This window comes from Paenibacillus ehimensis NBRC 15659 (genome assembly GCF_004000785.1).
GTDB lineage: Bacteria > Bacillota > Bacilli > Paenibacillales > NBRC-103111 > Paenibacillus_G > Paenibacillus_G ehimensis.
The window spans coordinates 13,046-31,705 of record NZ_BILX01000052.1; the positions used below are offsets into that span (position 1 = coordinate 13,046).

The 18,660-nt window shown below is 59.4% G+C and carries 28 protein-coding genes; all 28 read left to right on the forward strand.

The window, feature by feature from the left end; translation table 11 throughout:
* Window positions 1–84: 84 nt before the first annotated feature.
* A complete protein-coding gene (locus tag PEH01S_RS23790; protein WP_127488438.1) occupies window positions 85–366 on the forward strand; it encodes a hypothetical protein in 282 nt (93 codons plus the stop codon).
* Entirely contained in the window at window positions 332–1,273 is a 942-nt protein-coding gene (gene zapE / locus PEH01S_RS23795; protein ID WP_127488439.1) for an AFG1/ZapE family ATPase, read from the forward strand. The genes PEH01S_RS23790 and zapE overlap by 35 nt, the downstream gene beginning before the upstream one ends.
* A gap of 14 nt (window positions 1,274–1,287) precedes the next feature.
* Window positions 1,288–1,536: a hypothetical protein gene (locus PEH01S_RS23800; RefSeq protein ID WP_127488441.1), complete on the forward strand. Its 249-nt coding sequence runs from the start codon at window positions 1,288–1,290 to the stop codon at window positions 1,534–1,536.
* Entirely contained in the window at window positions 1,523–1,816 is a 294-nt protein-coding gene (locus PEH01S_RS23805) for an AbrB/MazE/SpoVT family DNA-binding domain-containing protein (RefSeq protein ID WP_127488442.1), read from the forward strand. The genes PEH01S_RS23800 and PEH01S_RS23805 overlap by 14 nt, the downstream gene beginning before the upstream one ends.
* Window positions 1,813–2,478 carry an ABC transporter permease gene (locus PEH01S_RS23810; protein ID WP_127488444.1) on the forward strand — a complete coding sequence of 222 codons (666 nt, stop codon included), beginning with the start codon at window positions 1,813–1,815 and terminating at the stop codon, window positions 2,476–2,478. Before PEH01S_RS23805 ends, PEH01S_RS23810 begins: the two co-directional genes overlap by 4 nt.
* Window positions 2,453–2,611 carry a hypothetical protein gene (locus PEH01S_RS34740; protein WP_164828012.1) on the forward strand — a complete coding sequence of 53 codons (159 nt, stop codon included), beginning with the start codon at window positions 2,453–2,455 and terminating at the stop codon, window positions 2,609–2,611. The genes PEH01S_RS23810 and PEH01S_RS34740 overlap by 26 nt, the downstream gene beginning before the upstream one ends.
* A gap of 5 nt (window positions 2,612–2,616) precedes the next feature.
* A complete protein-coding gene (locus PEH01S_RS23815; RefSeq protein ID WP_127488446.1) occupies window positions 2,617–3,018 on the forward strand; it encodes a regulatory protein GemA in 402 nt (133 codons plus the stop codon).
* 11 nt (window positions 3,019–3,029) lie between these two features.
* Window positions 3,030–3,242 carry a hypothetical protein gene (locus PEH01S_RS23820; RefSeq protein ID WP_127488448.1) on the forward strand — a complete coding sequence of 71 codons (213 nt, stop codon included), beginning with the start codon at window positions 3,030–3,032 and terminating at the stop codon, window positions 3,240–3,242.
* Between the two features lie 20 nt (window positions 3,243–3,262).
* Complete coding sequence (locus PEH01S_RS23825; protein ID WP_164828014.1) at window positions 3,263–3,568, forward strand: Mor transcription activator family protein; 306 nt, start codon at window positions 3,263–3,265, stop codon at window positions 3,566–3,568.
* Window positions 3,569–3,698: 130 nt separating this feature from the next.
* Window positions 3,699–4,061 (forward strand): type 2 periplasmic-binding domain-containing protein, encoded by a 363-nt coding sequence (locus tag PEH01S_RS23830; protein ID WP_127488451.1) that lies wholly within the window; start codon window positions 3,699–3,701, stop codon window positions 4,059–4,061.
* Complete coding sequence (locus tag PEH01S_RS23835) at window positions 4,058–4,354, forward strand: winged-helix domain-containing protein (protein ID WP_127488453.1); 297 nt, start codon at window positions 4,058–4,060, stop codon at window positions 4,352–4,354. The genes PEH01S_RS23830 and PEH01S_RS23835 overlap by 4 nt, the downstream gene beginning before the upstream one ends.
* On the forward strand, window positions 4,354–4,896 hold the full coding sequence (locus PEH01S_RS23840; protein WP_111154023.1) for a phage protein Gp27 family protein: 543 nt from the start codon (window positions 4,354–4,356) through the stop codon (window positions 4,894–4,896). Before PEH01S_RS23835 ends, PEH01S_RS23840 begins: the two co-directional genes overlap by 1 nt.
* Window positions 4,893–6,194 carry a terminase large subunit domain-containing protein gene (locus PEH01S_RS23845; protein ID WP_127488455.1) on the forward strand — a complete coding sequence of 434 codons (1,302 nt, stop codon included), beginning with the start codon at window positions 4,893–4,895 and terminating at the stop codon, window positions 6,192–6,194. The genes PEH01S_RS23840 and PEH01S_RS23845 overlap by 4 nt, the downstream gene beginning before the upstream one ends.
* Window positions 6,191–8,443 carry a phage portal protein family protein gene (locus PEH01S_RS23850; RefSeq protein ID WP_127488457.1) on the forward strand — a complete coding sequence of 751 codons (2,253 nt, stop codon included), beginning with the start codon at window positions 6,191–6,193 and terminating at the stop codon, window positions 8,441–8,443. The genes PEH01S_RS23845 and PEH01S_RS23850 overlap by 4 nt, the downstream gene beginning before the upstream one ends.
* 15 nt (window positions 8,444–8,458) lie before the next feature.
* Entirely contained in the window at window positions 8,459–9,406 is a 948-nt protein-coding gene (locus PEH01S_RS23855; protein ID WP_111154026.1) for an ATP synthase subunit B family protein, read from the forward strand.
* Between the two features lie 15 nt (window positions 9,407–9,421).
* A complete protein-coding gene (locus PEH01S_RS23860; protein WP_127488459.1) occupies window positions 9,422–9,775 on the forward strand; it encodes a capsid cement protein in 354 nt (117 codons plus the stop codon).
* A gap of 21 nt (window positions 9,776–9,796) precedes the next feature.
* Complete coding sequence (locus PEH01S_RS23865; protein WP_111154028.1) at window positions 9,797–10,711, forward strand: major capsid protein; 915 nt, start codon at window positions 9,797–9,799, stop codon at window positions 10,709–10,711.
* 14 nt (window positions 10,712–10,725) lie between these two features.
* Entirely contained in the window at window positions 10,726–10,950 is a 225-nt protein-coding gene (locus PEH01S_RS23870) for a DUF7210 family protein (protein WP_127488461.1), read from the forward strand.
* A 133-nt stretch (window positions 10,951–11,083) separates the two neighbouring features.
* Complete coding sequence (locus tag PEH01S_RS23875; RefSeq protein ID WP_111154030.1) at window positions 11,084–11,512, forward strand: DUF1320 domain-containing protein; 429 nt, start codon at window positions 11,084–11,086, stop codon at window positions 11,510–11,512.
* On the forward strand, window positions 11,512–12,051 hold the full coding sequence (locus PEH01S_RS23880) for a phage virion morphogenesis protein (protein WP_111154031.1): 540 nt from the start codon (window positions 11,512–11,514) through the stop codon (window positions 12,049–12,051). The genes PEH01S_RS23875 and PEH01S_RS23880 overlap by 1 nt, the downstream gene beginning before the upstream one ends.
* On the forward strand, window positions 12,048–12,539 hold the full coding sequence (locus tag PEH01S_RS23885) for a hypothetical protein (RefSeq protein ID WP_127488463.1): 492 nt from the start codon (window positions 12,048–12,050) through the stop codon (window positions 12,537–12,539). The genes PEH01S_RS23880 and PEH01S_RS23885 overlap by 4 nt, the downstream gene beginning before the upstream one ends.
* Window positions 12,536–12,757 carry a hypothetical protein gene (locus PEH01S_RS23890; protein ID WP_111154033.1) on the forward strand — a complete coding sequence of 74 codons (222 nt, stop codon included), beginning with the start codon at window positions 12,536–12,538 and terminating at the stop codon, window positions 12,755–12,757. Before PEH01S_RS23885 ends, PEH01S_RS23890 begins: the two co-directional genes overlap by 4 nt.
* 5 nt (window positions 12,758–12,762) lie before the next feature.
* Window positions 12,763–14,169 (forward strand): DUF2586 domain-containing protein, encoded by a 1,407-nt coding sequence (locus PEH01S_RS23895; protein WP_127488465.1) that lies wholly within the window; start codon window positions 12,763–12,765, stop codon window positions 14,167–14,169.
* A 13-nt stretch (window positions 14,170–14,182) separates the two neighbouring features.
* Entirely contained in the window at window positions 14,183–14,614 is a 432-nt protein-coding gene (locus tag PEH01S_RS23900; RefSeq protein ID WP_127488468.1) for a hypothetical protein, read from the forward strand.
* Between the two features lie 12 nt (window positions 14,615–14,626).
* Window positions 14,627–14,833 (forward strand): Acb2/Tad1 domain-containing protein, encoded by a 207-nt coding sequence (locus tag PEH01S_RS23905; protein ID WP_127488470.1) that lies wholly within the window; start codon window positions 14,627–14,629, stop codon window positions 14,831–14,833.
* Window positions 14,834–14,847: 14 nt separating this feature from the next.
* The gene (locus tag PEH01S_RS23910; RefSeq protein ID WP_111154037.1) at window positions 14,848–15,192 is read left to right on the forward strand and encodes a DUF6848 family protein; all 345 of its coding nucleotides are present in this window, start codon (window positions 14,848–14,850) and stop codon (window positions 15,190–15,192) included.
* A gap of 5 nt (window positions 15,193–15,197) precedes the next feature.
* Window positions 15,198–15,410 (forward strand): hypothetical protein, encoded by a 213-nt coding sequence (locus tag PEH01S_RS23915; RefSeq protein WP_127488472.1) that lies wholly within the window; start codon window positions 15,198–15,200, stop codon window positions 15,408–15,410.
* A 23-nt stretch (window positions 15,411–15,433) separates the two neighbouring features.
* On the forward strand, window positions 15,434–18,556 hold the full coding sequence (locus PEH01S_RS35175) for a phage tail tape measure protein (protein ID WP_218032715.1): 3,123 nt from the start codon (window positions 15,434–15,436) through the stop codon (window positions 18,554–18,556).
* The last annotated feature ends 104 nt before the right edge of the window (window positions 18,557–18,660 follow it).

Genomic DNA, 18,660 nt, shown 5'->3' on the forward strand with positions numbered 1-18,660 from the left:
CTCCTTTCTCAAATGGATCAATACACATTCAATTATAGCAAAGCATGATAGACAAGACTTTCATCTTTCAAGGAGGTGTCGATCATGGCAAAGCCCAGGAGTAAACCAACCTCGGCGGAGCGGATCATGATGGCAACGCCTCCCGATCCGAACCGCTGCTTCGTCCTCTTCTCCCACATCCTGACCGCCGGAACGGCTGCGGTCAGCCTGCACAGCTTACTGCGGCAAGTCGAAAAGCAACCGTCGGACCGCCCGATCGAGGCGATCCGGTTCGACCCGGACAAGCTGGTCATGGAAGTGCTGTTCGTGCCGCTGGAAGGAGGCGAGGCGCATGCAGAGCATCAAGGAAGCGCTGGAAGGCAATGAATCATGGCAAGCGCGGTTTGCTGAAGTGATGAATCGGTACACGCCGGAATATTTTCGCGAGCGGCTGCCGGAACTGGCGGAGCTCGGCGCAACGGATGAACAGATTCGCAGGGCGACGGTGCAGCTCATGGATCGGGCGAAGCAGGTCGAGGAATGCCGGGGATGCACAGGCTATACATCCTGCCGCCGCCCTGCGGGTCAAGAAGGCACACAGATTCACCTTGACATCCAAGGCGGTCATATTAACAGTCTGCACCGTATGTGCGATCTGTTCCTGGAATACCACCGGGAGCTGCGCTGGCAGCGGCTGCTCTCCCTCTCCGGGAAGGCGGCCAGCGACAAGGACTTCACCTTTGAAAACTTCCCGGACGCGCAGAAACGGCGTCACAAGAAGCTGTGCGCGTACATCCACCGGTTCGCCCAGGAGTTCACGCCCGGCGCAAGCGATAAGGGTGTTTATATATACGGACCGCCGGGAACGGGAAAGACGCATCTCGTCCTCGCGATGGTCAACCGGCTGGAAGAACGCCGCGTGCCGGTGCTGTTCATCCGCACCGACGCGATCTTCCGCAACATGCGCGGCATGCTCTCAAAGAAGGAATCGCTCGACACCCTGATCGAGGCGTACTGCACGACGCCGGTGCTCGTCATCGACGAGTTCGGCCAAGAGGCCGGAACGGAGTTCACGGTCGATGTCATGTTCGAGATCGTGAACGCTCGGTTCACCGGCAACCTGCCGACGTTCGCGACCAGCAACTACGCGCCTGACCAGGTGTACGAGAAGGCCATGCGCAAGCACCGGCTGGAAGAGAAAGTCGAAGCGATCCGCAGCCGCCTGAACCAGATGATGAAGCACGCGCACATGGACGGCGAAGACGGTCGCAAGAAAGACCGCGAAACCTTTTGAAAGGAGGCGAGGCCATGCTGCTGCAATTGCTGAATCAAGCCAGGCGGCACCGAAACAACCCTCCCGCCCCTACCGCCAGCCCGGAGCTTGAACGCGCCCGGAAAGAGCTTTCGATCGCCTGGCAACAGTTCGACCAAGCGGAACCGGCGTTCGTGGACGCTGCAATCCACCGCCTGATCGCCGCTGAAAAGGCATACTGCAACCTGCTCGAAGAACAAAAAATCTCAATCATCGAAAGGAGACATTCCCTTGAAGTCGTTTAACAAGAAGATGAATAAAACCGGAGCCATCACCCTGCCGTCCGCCCTGCGCCGCGAGTTCGGCCTGACCGGCGGCGAACGCTTCAAAATCGTGGTGGACAGCGAAGACGGAACGATTCTGCTTCAGCGCACGAACGGGCAATGCCTGTTCTGCGATTCGGACAAGCAGCTGATCGTCTATATGGGACGGTTCGTCTGCGCCAAGTGCGTCGAAAACATGGACGTGGATGTGTCCGAGCGCAAGTTCGCGAACGCCTTCGTCGGGCAGGTGTCGCCGTCATGAACAAGGAACAGCTGGCCGCCCTGGTCGATGAAGCGATCCGCCTGGAACGCAGCATGAAAGAAGATAAGAAACGGCTCGACGCCATCAAGGCCGAGCTGACGACGGCAGCCTTCGCGGTGATGGACAACCGGAACCTGTCCTTCCTGCAAATCTTCGGCAGAGCCGGGCACTTCAACGCCGTTTACAAGGAGAAATTCGAGATCGACAACTACGACCGCCTTGTCTCCGTTCTCGGCGAGATCGCGAAGTCGAAGATCGTCCGCAAAGAGGAAATCAAATACGACACGGAGGCGCGGTTCAAGGCGGCGCTGATCGCCTTGTTCAAAGGCGACTTTGACAAGTCGGTCGTGATCGACGACGTGCTGCGCGGGCTCGGCCTCTCGCCCGACGCGATGAAGGCCGTCAAGAAGAAGCTCAAAGGCGACTATTTGAAGGACAAAAAGCTGCTGGAGACGGTCGGCGTGCAGGGCGACCTGGAAGAGGAACTCGACGCGATCCGCCTGGCGAAGAACGCCGAGCTGATCGAGCGGTTCTTCGGCGAGCTGACCGACGAGCAGATCGAAGGCGTGAAAAAATCCGTTTTTGTCGAGGACAGCATCAGCGTGGGCCTCGAATATGCGAAGGAGGATGAAGACAATGGCAATGCCGCAGCAGAAGATTGAGGAACTGGCGCGGGTGGAGATGAGCCCGGACTTCGACAAGATGTTCGACGCCGATCTGAACGCCGTCACCGGCGGCATGTACCGACGACAGATGACCGTCGAAGAGTGCGAGCGCCTGATCGGAAAGGAGTGATTCCCGTGAAGATTACTCCCGAGCAGCGCCGCAAAATCTTCGGGCTTATGAAGCAGTACGGTATCGAGGAGGAAAACCTGCGGTCGGTCGTCGAGCAAGTCAGCGGCGACCGCAGCATCTCCGCCCTGACGAAGGAGCAGGCGATCAAGGTCATCGACCGGCTGTGCAAGCTCGTCGGCGAAGCGCCGAAGCCGCGCGAACACCGGGCGACGGACGCCATGCTCGGCAAAATCCGCCAGCTGGAGAAGGAGCTCGGCTGGGCAGACGAGCCCAAGCGCCTCCAGGGATTCGTCAAAAAGCTCACCGGCGTGGACCGGCTCGGCTGGCTGACGAAGCAGCAAGGCATCAAGGTGATCGAGGCGCTGAAGAAGATGCGGGATCGCGGCTATCAGCGGGCCGCGCCTTAAAGGTCGGCGTCGTGAGCCGACGAAGCGCCTCGCGTTTCTTGGCGGCGACGTTCCTCATCTGCCCCGTCTGCCGCCACGTCTCCACCATTCAGCGGCGAAGAAGCAAGCTGAAGAAATCCGGCCACATCAAAACGCTGTGGTGCCCGTCCTGCCAGGCCGTCACCCAGCACGTCGAAGCCAAAGAATGGGAAATCGCGAGACAAAACGAGGACGATGCGATATAATGCCAGGAAGGAGGATGTCAATGGAGTTGACCGAGGAGCTGATCGCCGAAGTCAACTGCGAGGAACTGCCTCATCCTTACAGGAAGATGGCCGAGCTGATCGGCGTGGCTGCTACGCTAGAGCTCGCCAAGCACTTCGGCGGCACCTATGAGTATATGCCGAAGTTTGACAAGGCCATCGGCCCGGCTCGGGATCGTATCATCTGCAAGGAGTTCGACGGGACCAACTACAAAGACCTTGCCCGCAAGTATAACCTGTCGGAAACGTACATTCGCAACCTGACCCGACCGAAGGAGGAAGGCGAACAGCTGCAAATAGACTTCTAGCGGTTTCCTATAAGCAGTTTGACGCTACAAAAAACTAGAGGGGTTTGATCGAATCCGATCAAGCCCCTTTGTTATGCTCACGATAGACCAAATCTGTCGTGAGCTTTTTTTCGTTTAGGAGGGAATTTACTTGGATCAGCTGCCAACCGGCGCACTCATCACCATCATCTCCGTCATGGGCTCCATTCTGCTGACGCTTGCCAGCATCATCGGTTATTTCCTGAAAGACATCCGCGCCAGCGTCAAAGAAAATCAGAACGCCCTGGACAAGAACCTTCAGGAGATCGAGAAGGACTTCTCGGACTTCAAGGCCGAGCTGCCGCAGAAGTACGTCCTGAAAGACGATTTCAACCGTGCTCTGAAGGAGCTGAAAGACGATCAGACGCGGGCGATCGCGGGGCTCGAACACAAAGTCGATACGCTCACCCGCGACGTGCGGGAAATGCTCCAGAGCGTGAGCAAATTGACGGGAGCAGGAGGCAAAAACGAATGAACAACAAGGAAGCGAAAGAAATCCGGGGATTCATCCTGACGATCCTCAAAGTACAATATCCGAGCCCGGCCAGCGACCGGCTGATCTCATTGACGCTGAACGACAGCCAGATGGACGGCTCTCTGCCGCAAATCCGCAGGCATCTGCACTATCTCGAAGAGAAAGGGTACGTCCGCACCGAGGAGGGCAACGAACTCGGCATCCAGCGCACGATGGCCACCCTGACCGCCAAAGGCATCGACCTGCTGGATGGTAACATCCCGGACGATCCCGGCGTGTTGGTGATCCGCTGATGTCAAGCCGCCGCAAGCATAGCAAAGTGCTTCAGCTGCCGCCGGAAATCGTCGAGGCGGTCAACAAAAAACTGACGACCGGCGCAACGTACCGTGAGATCGCCGACTGGATCAACCAGATGGCCGACAAGACCGGCGTCGAGGTCAGCCACATGGCGGTGCAGCGGTACGGCAAAGACTTCCTATCGCGGCTGGAGAAGCTGCGGATCGCCCGCGAGCAGGCCAAGGCGATCATCGAAGACAGCAAAGACCGACCGGCAACGGAAATGACCGAGGCGGCGTCGAATCTGGCCGTGCAGCTCATCCAGGAAACGCTGATGGCCGCCCAGGACGAGGGCGGCGTGATCGACAAGGGTTTGATCGAGACGATGAAGGCGCTCGCCCAATTGGAGCGCAGTTCGGTCCAGCGCGAGAAGCTGAAGCTGGAGTTCCGCCAGAAAGCCGAAAAGGCCGTCAAAGCGATCGAGGAAACCGGGCGACAAAAGGGGCTTGACGCGGAGACGCTGGCCTACATCAAAGAGCAAGTGTACGGCATCCTATGACGCAGCCCGCGATCCAGCTCACCGAATACCAGCGCAAATGGGTCGAGGACAAGAGCCGGTTCAAAATCTCCCTGAAAGCCCGGCAGACCGGCTTTTCGTTCGCGGTTTCGCTGGAAGTCGTGCTCGACTGTCTCGATCACCGGACGACGTGGGTGCTCCTCTCACGCGGGGAACGGCAAAGCAAGGAGCTCATGGAAAAGGTCGCCACGCACACCCGCGCGATCGGCGTCGCCTGCGAGGAGCTGGAGACGACCTTCAAGATCGACGACCAGGCGATCAAGCAGCTGGAGGTCCGCTTCCCGAACGGCAGCAAGATCATCGGCCTTCCGGCCAACCCGGACACCGCGCGGGGCTTCTCCGGCAACGTCGTGCTGGACGAGTTCGCGTTCCACGCCGACAGCCGGAAAATCTGGACGGCACTCTATCCGACGATCACGCGGGGCTACAAACTGCGCGTCATCTCGACGCCGAACGGCAAGTCAGGCAAGTTTTACGACCTGTGGATGGACAACACCGGCACCTGGTCGAAGCACTTCGTGGACATTTACATGGCGAAGGAGCAAGGGCTCGACATCGACATCGACGAGCTGCGCAAGGGTTGCGAATCGGAAGACGACTGGCTGCAAGAGTTTTGCTGCGAGTTCATCGACGAGGCCGGATCGCTCCTCCCTTACGAACTCATCACCCCTTGCGAGACGGACGAAGCGACGTTCATGCTGCCGGAGGACTTTTCCCCGGTCGGCGATCTGACGCTCGGCGTGGACATCGGACGCAAGCGCGACCTGACCGTCATGTGGATTCTCGAATATACCGGCACGCTGTACTGGACGCGAGCGATCCACGTTCTGGAGAAACAAAAGTTCAGCGTCCAGCGCGAACAGCTGTTCACCTACCTGTCCATGCCGCGCATGCGCCGGGCCTGCATCGACGCCACCGGCATCGGCATGCAGCTCGCCGAGGAGGCGGTCGAGGCGTTCGGCAGCAAGGCCGAAGCGGTTGAATTTACCGGACCGGTCAAGCAGGAACTTGCGATCACCCAGCGCCGGGCGTTCGAGGATCGCATCGTGCGCATCCCGATCGACCGGGTGCTGCGCAACGATCTGCACTCGGTCCAGAAAATCACGACGGCAGCCGGGAACATCCGGTACGCCGCCGAACGCAGCGAGAACGGCCACGCGGACCGGTTCTGGGCGCTCGCCCTCTCGCTGCACGCTGCAATCAATAACCCGTATGTGTCGCTGGATGTGACGGTCGCCCGGCGGAGCGTTGTGCGGAGGATGATGGAGGGATACGGATGATTCTCGGTCCAGACGGAAGACCAATCAAAAAACCGGATACGAGCGAAATCGCCCGCGTCCTGAACACGTTCGGCGCATTCATGAAGTCGCTGCCGAACCCAGACATCATTCTGAAGAAGACCGGCAAGTCGGCGGAAATTTTCGAGGAGATGAAAACCGACGCGCACGTGTGGGCGGAGCTTACCAAGCGCAAAAGCGGCGTACTCTCCAAAGATTGGGACGTGCTCCCCGCCTCCGACGATCGGCGCGATCTGGAGATCGCCGCCTTCGTCAAGGAGACGTTCGAGCGGCTCAACTTCGACCAGGACATGCGGCAAATGCTCGACGCCGTGTTCGCAGGTCGGAACATTCACGAACTGATCTGGACGGAACGGGAAGGCCGCTGGACGATCGCCAACATGAAAGACCGCCCGATCGAATATTTCACCTTCGACATCGACGGGAACCTGCGCTTTTTGCGCAGTCCTGCCGACATCGAAGGCGAGCCGGTGCCGCCGGGCAAGTTCCTGGCTGTCGTCCACGAATCGGGTGACGATCACAACCCGTACGGCGTGGCGCTGGCGACGAAGTGCTTCTGGGCGTGGCAGTTCAAGAAGCACGGGTTCAAGTTCTGGGCGATCTTCATGGAAAAGTACGGCATGCCGACGGCCATCGGCAAGTACCAGCCAGGCGCGTCGCAAGCCGATCAGGACCGGCTGCTCGATGCGCTCGTCTCCCTCGTCCAGGACGCGGCGGTCGCGATCCCGGCCAATTCCTCCGTGGAGTTCAAGGAGGCCGGAGACGCAAAGGGCGACGCGCACGAGGCGTTCCTTCGCTTCTGCAACGCGGAAATCTCGAAGGCGATCCTCGGCCAGACGCTCACGACCGAGCTGCCGAGCGGCGGTTCGTATGCCGCCAGCAAGACACATGAAGGCGTCAAGGACGAGATCATCGAGGCGGACGCAAAAATGCTCATGAGTGCGATCAATACGGACCTGATCCCCTACCTGGTCGCCTTCAACTTCGGCGAGGTCGATTCGTATCCGTATTTCCATATCGACTTTGAACCGGAGGAAGTTCACAAGGAATGGGTTGAACGAGACGAAAAGCTGGTCAGCATGGGCGTGCCGATCTCGGTGGATTACTTTTATGAGAAGTACAACATCCCCCGCCCCGGCAAGAACGACGTGCTGGTGAAGAAGGCGGAAGTCGCCCCTTCCCCGCTCTTTTCGGAACAAAACGTCTCACGAAAAGCGCGAAAAACGCACGATCATGACCGCGAGCTGCACGTCGTTCAATTCACCGCCGAGGAGGATGATCAGCAGGAACGGGCCGATCAGCTTCAGCTGCTATTCGCTCGGTCCGTGGATGAAAGTCTTCTGATCGTCCGGCGGATGTGGAATCACCTGGTCGATCAGGTGCGCCGGTGGAAAGACTTCGGCGCTGCTGATGTCGCCCGCTTGCAGCCGGATCGGGAAGCGATCGCCGACCTGGCCGATCTCATGAACCGGACAAGCATCGTCGCCTACGCGATGGGCGAATACGCTGCGCATCTCGACTTCCTGAAGGCCGAACGCGAAGGAACCCCTTCCTTTGCGAACGATGACGACGAGCTCGCGTACAAGACGATCGCCAAGCCGGTCAAGTTTGAGGAGGCGATCCGCTACTTCTCGCAGTTGATGCCGATCAACATGGAGCAGTATCGGAAACTAAGCGACGAGCTACGCGCCAAGTATTTCACGCTGGCGGGCGTGCAAAGCCAGGATATGGTCCGGGCGATCCACGAGGCGCTGCTCGCCTCCCTGGAACAGGGCACGACCTTCGAGGACTTCCTGAAGGCCGTGGACGAGAAGGCGGCGGCGCTCGGCATCAGCGAGCTGGACCCGTGGCACATGGAGACGGTGTTCCGCAACCAGATTCAGACGGCTTATGAAACCGGCCAGTATGAAAAGCTCCAACAACCGGAAATGGCGGATATGTTCCCTTATTACCGCTATTCCGCTGTGCTGGATTCGGGCACGCGGGCCAGTCACCGGGCGATGAACGGTTTTGTGGCAAGCCGCGACGATCCGATCTGGAATGAATGGTGGCCGCCGAACGGACACCGCTGCCGGTGCGGCGTGATCGCCATCAACAAGTACCGCGCCGCCCGCGAGGGCATCACCCCGGCCAACTTCAGGCCGGACGTTTCACCCGATCCGGGCTGGTCCAAGCCCCCGAGCGTCTCGCTGCGGGAAGTGCCCGAATCGGTCAAAGACCGTGAGGAATAAGGAGGAAAACACGCGATGAAATGGTACGAAGTGTTCCGCGCCGGAAAGTATGAGCCGCAAGGCGAGTTCACCGAAGACGACATTCAGCAGATCGTGGACAACTACGACCCGAACAAATTCGAGGCGCCGATCGTCATCGGACATCCGAAGCAGGACGATCCGGCCTTCGGCTGGGTGTCCGCCTTAAAGCGCGAGGGCGACAAGCTGCTGGCGTCGTTCCGTCAGGTGGTGCCCGAATTTTCGGAGGCGGTCAACGCCGGGCGCTACAAGAAAGTGTCCGTCCGCCTGCGCAAGACGGACAACGGCTGGACGCTGCGGCACGTCGGATTCCTCGGCGCAGCCGCCCCCGCCGTGGAAGGATTGAAGCCCATCGAGTTCTCCCAGGAGGACCGTGAAGGCATACAAATCGACCTGGATTTTTCAGGTACAAACAAGGAGGCCAAGAAGATGCCGGACAACATGGACGACATCAAAAAAGAAGTGCGGGCCGAGCTCGAAAAAGAGTTCGCCGCCGAGCGCGAGAAGCTCAAAAAGCAAATGGAGGCCGAGTTCGCCGCCGAGCGCGAACGGTCCCGGAAGCAATTGGAGCGCGAGCGCGACATCCACGCCCTGATCGACGAGCACAAGACAAAGCTCCCCCCGGCGCTGCGGACCGGCCTGGTCGAGTTCATGCAGCAGCTGCCCGACGAGGAGACGGTCGAGTTCTCGGCGGAAGGCAAAGCGGTAAAACAATCGCCGTATCAGTTCTTCAAGTCGTTTGTCAGCAATCTGCCCGACAAGGACGCGCTGTTCACCGAGTTCGCGAAGAACCGGGAGAGCGGCAGCAAGACCGCCGACTTTGCGGTCGGCCCGAACGAGCTGGTCGATGAAGATCGGCTGGAGCTCGACAAGAAAGCCCGCGACTTCGCGGAGAAAAACAAAGTGAGCTACGAAGAAGCGGTCATCGCCGTTTCTCGGGCGTAAGGAGGGCAAGCGGCCATGAACACGCAGTACAATCCCGGTCACACGATCACCCGCATCGCGTCCGCGCCGGTCGGTGAATACCGCTTCGTCACGGCAGCCGGAGCGCAAGCCGGTGCCGGAGCCGCCGCGATCGGCGTCTCGCTGACCGCCGCAGCGGCTGCCGGTGCATCCCTGACGGTCGTCACCGGAGGCACGGCCCCGGTTATCGCCGGAGCCGCGATCAACGCCGGAGATCCCGTCACCAGCGACGCAGAAGGCCGCGCGGTTCCGGCAGCGACAGGCAATGTCATCAACGGCGTCGCCCTGGAAGCTGCCGCGCTGGGTGAGCCGGTCGAAGTGCTGATCGGCGCACCGGCGGCCAAGGCATAACCAACAAAAGGAGGCTAAACCATGCCCGGATTAGAGAAAACGAGGATCGTGGACCCGATCCTCACGAACGTCGCCATCGGCTACAAAAACGCCGAATACATCGGAGAAAACCTGTTCCCGGTCGTGCCGGTGGACAAGGAGCAAGGCAAAATCCCGAAATGGGGCGCGGAGGCGTTCCGCATTTACAACACCCGCCGCGCGATTCGCAGCAAGACGAACCGCATTGAGATGGACGCGACGACGGTCCCCTACTCCCTGGAGGAGGAAGCGCTCGAAGCGCCGATCGACGACCGCGAGCTGGAGGAAGCGGCGGAAGTGCTGAAGCTCGAAATGAGCCGCACCAAGATGCTGACCGACAACATCCGGCTGAAGATGGAGAAAGACCAGGCGGACGCCGCGCAAAACCCGGCGAATTATTCCGCCGATCATGTCGAAGCCCTTTCGGGCACGGACGTGTTTACCGACCCGGCCAGCAAGCCGATCGACGTGATCGGTGACGCCCGCGCCACCGTCCGCAGCAAGATCGGCCTGTACCCGAACGTGCTGGAGATCGGCGCTTCGGTGTACGAAGTGCTGAAGAATCACCCGCAGATCATCGACAAGATCAAGTATTCGCAGAAAGGCATCGCGACAGCGGACATCCTGGCCGAAATCTTCGACGTGAAGAAGGTCGTCGTCGGCAAAGCGGTGTACGCGGATCGCGACGGCACGATGAAGGACGTATGGGGCAACAACCTCGTCCTGGCGTATGTGCCCGAGAACTCCGCTGACCTGTGGGTGCCGAGCTACGGCTACACGATGCGCAAGAAGGGCCGTCCGCAAACGTCGAAATACCGCGACGAGACGGTCAAGTCGAACATCATCCACGTTGCCGACGTGTACGGTGTGGAGCTCACCGCCAAGGACGCGGGCTTCCTCATCACCGGCGCGGTGTAAGGAGGGTTGACCCGATGAGTGAACAAAGCAAAGAAAAGCGAACGACGGCGGAATATACCGTCTTGCGCCGCCTGCGGCACAACGGCGACAAGCTCGCACCTGGAATGACGGTTCAGCTGACCGAAGAGGAAGCCGACCGGCTGATCGCCCTCGGCATCGTCAAAGCGGCGGAAAAGCCGGTCGAAAAGACGAAATCCGGCGGCAAAAAACAAGGCGCGGGCGACCCGCCGAAAGAATAGCCTCCAGACGCTCTATTTTCCGTTCTGACGGCTTGGGGGTATAAAACTACTCACCAAGCCGGACAGGGGCGTTATCACGCGTTATAACGCGGTTTCCGAACGTGCTGGAAGGTTGAAGGGAGTGAGCGCTGCAATGTATTGCACAATCGACGATCTGCTCGGCCAGATCGACAAGTCCAAACTGATCGAACTGACGAACGACCGGGAAAACCCAGCGGTCGATGAAAACGGTCAGGAAATCATTCATGAGGGTAACGCGAACAGCGCGATCGACGCGGCGACGGCGGTTGTGAATACGTACATCGCGATGCGCTATCCCGTTCCCCTCTCCCCTGTGCCGAAGATCGTGAACAAGCTGACGGCGGACATCGCGATCTACAACCTGTTCACCCGCCACTACAACGATGAGGACAACGTGTTTACGCGCCGGTATCGGGACGCGATCAAGCTGCTGGAGAAGATCGCGGCGGATGAGGTCAAGCTCTCGGCGAACGAAAGCGCCATTCGCGCCTACGCCCGGCCCAAGGTGTACGGCGAGGATTTTCGGAGGATGTACGACTGATGGCCGCCGAAGGCGTCCGCGTCGAAGGCGACTGGTCCCGGCTATTTGAGACGCTCCGCGACCTCAACCTTTCCAAAAGCGAGCTGCGGATGCTGAACGCGCAAATCGCGCAGATTGTCGCCGAAGGCTCAAAGGAACGGTTCGAGACGGAGCGATCCCCGGAAGGCGAGCCCTGGGAACCGCTCTCCCCCGCCACGCTCATCGCCCGCGCTAGGCGCAGGACCAGACGAAAGGACGGTTCCAGCGGATACCGGACGAAACGCGGCAAGGTATCGAAGCGAGCCGAGCGGATCGTCGCAAACGGCAAGCCGCTGAAGGATACCGGACGGCTGATGCGCTCGATCGCCACGAAGGCGACCAGCGAAGGCGCGGCGATCGGCACGAACCTCGTGCAAGCGGCGATCCAGCAGCTCGGCGGCAAGGCCGGGCGCGGGAAAAAGGTCGAAATTCCGGCCCGTCCCTTCCTCGGTGTTTCCAGTAGCGAAGAAGCCGACATTATGGAACTCATCCAGGAGTTCATTCGGGAGCGTGTCCAATGATTCACACGGCAAAAAATCTCATCGAAACGATCTTGCGGACCGGCGGCATCAAGCAGACATTCCGGGACGAGGACGCCTTCGACCGGGTGCGGACTTCCCCTTCGGCGATCATCCTGACCGCCCGCGAGAAGCTGGAACCCGACCACCGGAAGGCGGCCAAGTTCGAGAGCGCCAGTCGCCGCTATCTCCGAACGAAGCGGTTTCGGCGGATCACGCCGATCGAGGTCACGATCTTCGACCGCGACGAGGAAAAAGTCGATGACTGGATTCGGCTGCTGCTTGCCGAGCTGCCGGACGGGATCGACGACGGCCAGGGCAACTATACGCCGCTTAGGCCGAAGGAAATCGAATGGATTCCCGACCAAAAGGACCGCGCGGCGGCCACGGTGTTCATTGAATTTGAATGGGGCATCTACACCGACCGCGAGCTCGGCAAGATCGAGCAGGTTCAGGTCAACAACATTACGGTGGAGGAGACAAGCCCATGAGTGAAAAAACGAAACCGGCCTCCGACCCGAAACCGGCAGCGGAGCAAAAGCCGATCGAAGCGTGGCGGGATGCCCTGGGCACCAGCAAGACGCTGTTCGTCGGACTCCTCGCCGCCAACGGCTGGGCGGAAGGCTATGAATGCACGCAAAAAGAGTATGAAAAGGCCGTCGAGAGCTTCTTGAAGAAGCCGGTGCGGCCCGCTAAGAAAGGACGGTGAACGGGATGCCGACAGGACTTCCTGACGCGAAAGTCGTCATCCAGGACGGCGGCCTCGGCGCATCGAGCGACGCGGCTGGCGGCGTCCATCTCAAAATCGGCGTTTGCACGAAAGGCACGCCGAACCAGATTTACCGGGTTTCCGACCCGAGCAAGATCGCATCCACATTCGGCACCGGCGAGCTCGTCCGTGCGCTGATGGATTCCATGCAGCTCGGCGCTCGCGACATCATCGTCGTTCCGGCGGCGGCCAGCGTCCCCGGCACGATCGGCGATGTGGCGCATACCGGCACCGGCGGCAGAGTGCTGGAAGTAACCGGCACGCCGAACAACCGATACGACGTGATCGTGAAAATCACCAAGTCGGGCGGGGTCAACGAAGCGCAATATCAGCTTTCGCTGGACGGCAGCACGTTCGGGCCGGTTCGGACGATTCCGACAACCGGCACGATCAACTTGCAAGAGGCCGGGCTGACGCTGAATTTTACGTCGCCGACGCCTCCCGACACGGACAACTTTGTCGAGGGCGACGAGTACCGGTTCGAGACGACCGCGCCGCAAATGAGCAACGCCGATTTTCTGGCCGCGATGAACGTGGTCAAGAACAACTTGCTGGATTATGAGTTCATCCACGTTGTCGGCGAAAGCGACAGCTCTTTGTGGGCGATGTGCGCATCGGACGCGGAGACGCTGGAAGAAAGCCACAAGCCGATTCACTTCATCTGTGAAGCGAAGCGCCCGGCGGAGGCTGAAACGATCGACCAATGGGTGCAAGACCTGCTCACGGCCCGCCAGAGTTTCGTCAGCGACCGTGTGTCCGTTGTCGCCCCGCTCGTTCGGGTGGCGGCGCTGGACGGCAGCGTCCGCTGGACGAATCTCGCCGGAGTGTACGCCGGGATTCTCGCCCGCGCCCGCGTCAGCGAATCGCCGGGCAAGGTGATGAGCTTCCCGCTCTCGAATGTCACGGCGCTTATGGAAGGCATGGACAACAGCCACATCCAGGCACTTGACGAGGCCGGATACATCACCGCCCGCACGTTCGAGGGGCTGCCCGGCTTTTATATCACAAATGGCCGGATGATGGCACCTGCCGGTTCCGACTTCGAGTTCGTCGAAGTGCGCCGGACCGTGGACAAAGCCGCAAGGCTCGTCCGCCAGGCCAGCGTCCGGTTCGTGCAGAGCGAAGCGGACGAAGACGGCCTGGACAACCTGATCGCCAATCTCGCCGCGCCGCTCAACGGTCAAATGATGTCCGCGACAGCGCCGGAGATCAGCGATTTTACCCTTTCTATCCCGGAAGGGCAGGACATTTTCTCGACGCGCAGCCTGGAAGTCGATCTGGCCGTCGTGCCGATCCCGATCATGAAGTGGATCACGGTTCGGCTGAAGCTGCAAAACCCGAATCTAAGCTAAAGGAGGAAGCTGCATGATTAACGGCAAGGTGTACGATTGGGAATCGATTACCATCGGCCTGCCATACGGCGTGGCGATCGCCGTCTCCGGCATCGATTACGACGACGAGCTGTCCGCCGAGCTGGCGTATGGCAAAGGCGCGGCTCCGCTCGGTTACGGCAATGGCAACTACACGGCCAGCGCGAAGATCACTCTGCTGCGCGACGAGTTCAACAAGCTGCTGGATTACGCCCGCAGTCAAAGAAAGCCGCTGTACCGGCTGCCGCTCTTCCCGATCACCGTTTCATATGCCAACGACGGCGAGCGCACGCGGACAGACGAAATCCGGGGCTGTAAGTTCACGAAAACGTCTCACAAAGGGGCGCAGGGCGACACGAAGCTCGAAGTCGAGCTTGAAATCCTTGTGACCGGTCAAATCATCCGCGACGGTGTTCGCGCTATTTAGGAGGACTAGCCGATGAACCCGCAGATCGAAAACAACTTTAAGTATCACAGCCCGAAGCCGGGACAGCCGGAGAAGTACACGACCATCCGCGAGAAGGCGAAAGAACTGGCCGTACTGATCGACGAAACGACACCCAAGTCGCGGGAGCAATCGCTCGCACTCACGAAGCTCGAAGAAGCGGTCATGTGGGCAAACGCCTCTATCGCGCGAAATGAATAGGAGGAATCTTTTCTATGAGCAAAGCCAAAGCAGCGGTCAACACCGAAGAGCTGAAGCAGAAATACGGGCGCGTGTATGAAATCCGCATCGAAGGTCTGGAATACGAAAACGGTGACGAGGCCGAGTTCGTCTTCTACTTCACTCGCCCGAAGTCGAGCGACATTTCCCGGTTTACGAAGGAACTCAACTCGAAGCCGGACATGGCGATGAAAAATCTCACGTTCTCCTGCATCGTGCCCGAGCAGGAAGAAGAGCTGCGCCAAGCAGCCGACGAGTTTCCGGGGCTGCCGTTTAACACGGCCAGCCGCCTGATGGAGCTTGTCGGGGCAAGCGCGGCCACCAGCTTAAAAAAGTTATAGAAGCGGTGTCCGTCCGTTTTGAGGAAATCGATCAGAACTTCCTCGAAGCCGGGCACCTGCTGATCCGCAAATATTTCCCGGAAGCGCCCGACAATCTGGAGCTGGAAGAGTTCTCCGAATACTACGCAAAGGCGTTATGGTATGAGGACCGGGAAATCAAGATTCATGCCGCTGCGATCGCGATGGCGTTCGGCGGCGACAAGAACGGCAAGAAATGACGGCGCGAAAGGAGGCGTAACGGATGGGTAGTTTAAGCTCGCTATTCAAGCTGTCGGTCATCATGTCTATGGTCGATCGCGTCACACCGGAAGCCATGAAGGCCGGTCGGTCGATGACCGAATTGCAGGACGACATGGGCAGGCTGGAACGCTCTTCCGGCGCATTCCTGAAGCGTGCCGGAATGTGGGCTGGTGCGGCGGTGACGGCGATCACCGTTGCGATCGGGTCGATTGGCGGCGCTGCGGCCTCTATGGCGAATGAGGTTGAACAGGCGACCGGCAGGCTGCAAGCTCAAACGGGCATCACGCGCCAAGCTGCCGAAGAAATGATGAACACGGTCAAAGACATCTATGCCAGCGGTCGAGGGGATTCGATCGCTGGCATTAGCGAAGACTTGGCTGTTGTCCGACAGAACTTGTCCAACTTGAGCAAAGAAGCTGCTGGCGACTTCCTATCCGGCAGCTACGTCATCCGCGACGCATTTAATGCGGAGATCGCCGAGACATCCAAAGTCGTCCGCACGTTGACGGCAAACTTCAAGGATTTAAGCGCATCCGATGCGCTCGACCTGATAACGGTCGGCTTCCAGCGAGGGGGCAACTACGCCGACGATCTGCTGGATACGGTCAACGAGTATGCGGTCCACTTCGCCGGGCTCGGGATGAGTGCCGAGCAGATGTTTGCGACGCTGATCGCGGGCAGTAAAGAGGGCGCGTTCAACTTGGATAAAGTCGGAGACAGTGTTAAAGAAGCGTTCATTCGCATGCAAGACTTGTCCCAGACGAGCCTGGACGCCTTCAAAGCCCTTGGGATGAACGGCCAGGAAATGGCAGCTAAAATCGCTGCTGGTGGCGAGAGTGCGAATCAAGCATTTCAGGCAACACTGCTCGCACTGGGAAATATGGACGATGCGCTGAAGCGCAACCAAATCGGCGTCGCCCTTTTCGGCACGCAGTGGGAGGACATGGAGGACCGGGTTATTCTCGCGATGCGGGAAGGTCAGAAAGGTCTGGGTGACTTCCGGGGAGCGACTGAACGCGCAGGCGAAGCTCTATATGACAATGTAAGCAACAAGTTTAGCCGGTTGTGGCGAAGTATCACGGTCGAACTCGCAAACGCTGGAGGTCCGCTGGCTGGAATTTTGTCCGACATCTTGGATCAGGCGTTGGCTATGATGCCGCAGGTGTCCGCAGCCATTCAGATGGCCTCGAAAGTGGTAGCAAGCGTCCTCTCTTCGATTATGAGCGCAGGCAAGTCGATCGGCGATTTTTTGGAGCCGATCGCCCCATTCATCGGTGGCATCGTCTCCGCCTTTGCTATTTTCGCCGTTGTGATGGGTACGGCAAAAGCGGCGGTGCTCGGGTTCAACATCGTGATGCAGGCCATGCGCGTGCTTATGTTGACAAACCCGATCGGCTGGGTTCTGATCTTGATCGGTCTTCTGATCGGCGCATTCGTCAAGCTGAACGGCGGCATCGAGGGCACGAAAAAGGTTCTGCTCGGCTGGTTCGACGCCTTGAAAACATTCTGGCAATCCGACGGTACGCAAGCCTGGGTCAGCCGGGCGGTGGCCGCCTTACGGCAGTTCGCCGATCAGGCGATGCAGGCATTCGGCTGGATCAGGCAGCAAGTTCTCACGTACTGGCCGGTCATCCGGGACGCAATCGTCGAAGCCTTCGCCTACATCCAGACGAACGTGCTGCCCGTCGTTACGAACATTTTCCGGGACGTAAGCGGCATGATGGCGCGGATATGGGAAGTTGCAAGGCCGATCCTGACGCAGCTGCTGGCAACCGGCGTCAAGGCGTTCCGCGACATCTGGGCGGCGGTGCAGCCGCTGGCCGTCACACTCGGTCGGCTGTTTCAGACGGTGTTCCCGGTCGTGCTTGCGGCGGTGGCCGCGATTTACCGGGCGGTGACGACATATTTGCCGCCGGTGCTCGCCTTCGTCGGCGAAATCTTTCTGGCGATTTATCAGGCGGTCGTGCCGATCATCACGAACGTGGTGACAAGCGTCGTCCAGGCGTTCAATGCGGTGCTGACGTGGGCGATGGCCATCTGGCCGTATGTGCAGCAGATCATCGCGGCGGTGTTCCAGTATATTCAGTTCGTCTGGGCTTGGGTCGGGCCGTTCGTCATGGCGGCGCTCGAAATCCTGAAGTCCATCATCATCAACGGATTCAACTTCATCGCTGCGACGGTTCAGTTCATCTGGAATACGATCAAGAGCATCATTCAGATCGCCTGGGCGGTCATCTCCGGCATCATCAAAACGGCGCTGGCGATCTTCACCGGCGACTGGCAAGGAGCCTGGGAAGGCGTGAAGGGCATTCTCGAAGGCGTCTGGGAAGGCATCAAGACTTTCATCGGTGGCTTCGGATCGTGGCTCTTTGAAAGCGGCAAAGCGATTATCAACACGCTGGTGGACGGCATCAAGTCGGTGGCGACGGCACCGGTCGAAGCGGTGAAAAACATCTTCGGCAAGGTCCGCGAGCTGTTGCCGTTCTCCGATGCGAAAACAGGCCCCCTCTCCGATCTGACGTATTCGGGCTCGAAAATACCGGGCACGATCGCGGAAGGCGTGGACAAGGGCGCGGGTCAACTGCGTGCCGCAGCGTATCGGATGATGGACGGATTGGAGCTCGAACGCATCTATCCCGTCCGCTTCATGACGGAAACTGTACCGATCGACATACAGGAGCCGGATGTCACGGCGAACTTTACGCAAACGCTAAAAGCTCAATTTGCCGACCTGCCGAGCTTGATCATCTCGGGCTTCCGCCGGGGGGCTGAATGGCTGCAAGCGGCAGCTGGTTCGCTTGTATTCGGTATCCAACCGGTTCCAGTTCCTGCGTTTCCAGGCGGAGGCGGAGCGCTAGAAGGTTTTCCGCCGCCGCCGCCATTTCCGGGCGTGCCCGACCCAGATGATGCGCCGTTCCCGGCGGCTCCGTCGCCGGGGATGCGTCCGAGCCGGGTGGACGTGAAGGAAGTGTTCCGCGAAAGCACGACCGTTCGTGAGACAATTCGTGAGAAAAACAGCCAAAGAGGGCCGACGATCGAACTGCACTATCACGGCGGCAGCGAACGCGAACGCCGCAGTTTCTTCGACGATCTGAAGCGATTTATCGAACAGTACAGGGAGTGAGCGTATGGATATTCGATTGGAAGATGAACAAATCAAAGTCGGCGACACGCTCCTCCCTGGCGTTTATGATGGCATGGAAATCACGGGCGACATTCGTACTGACG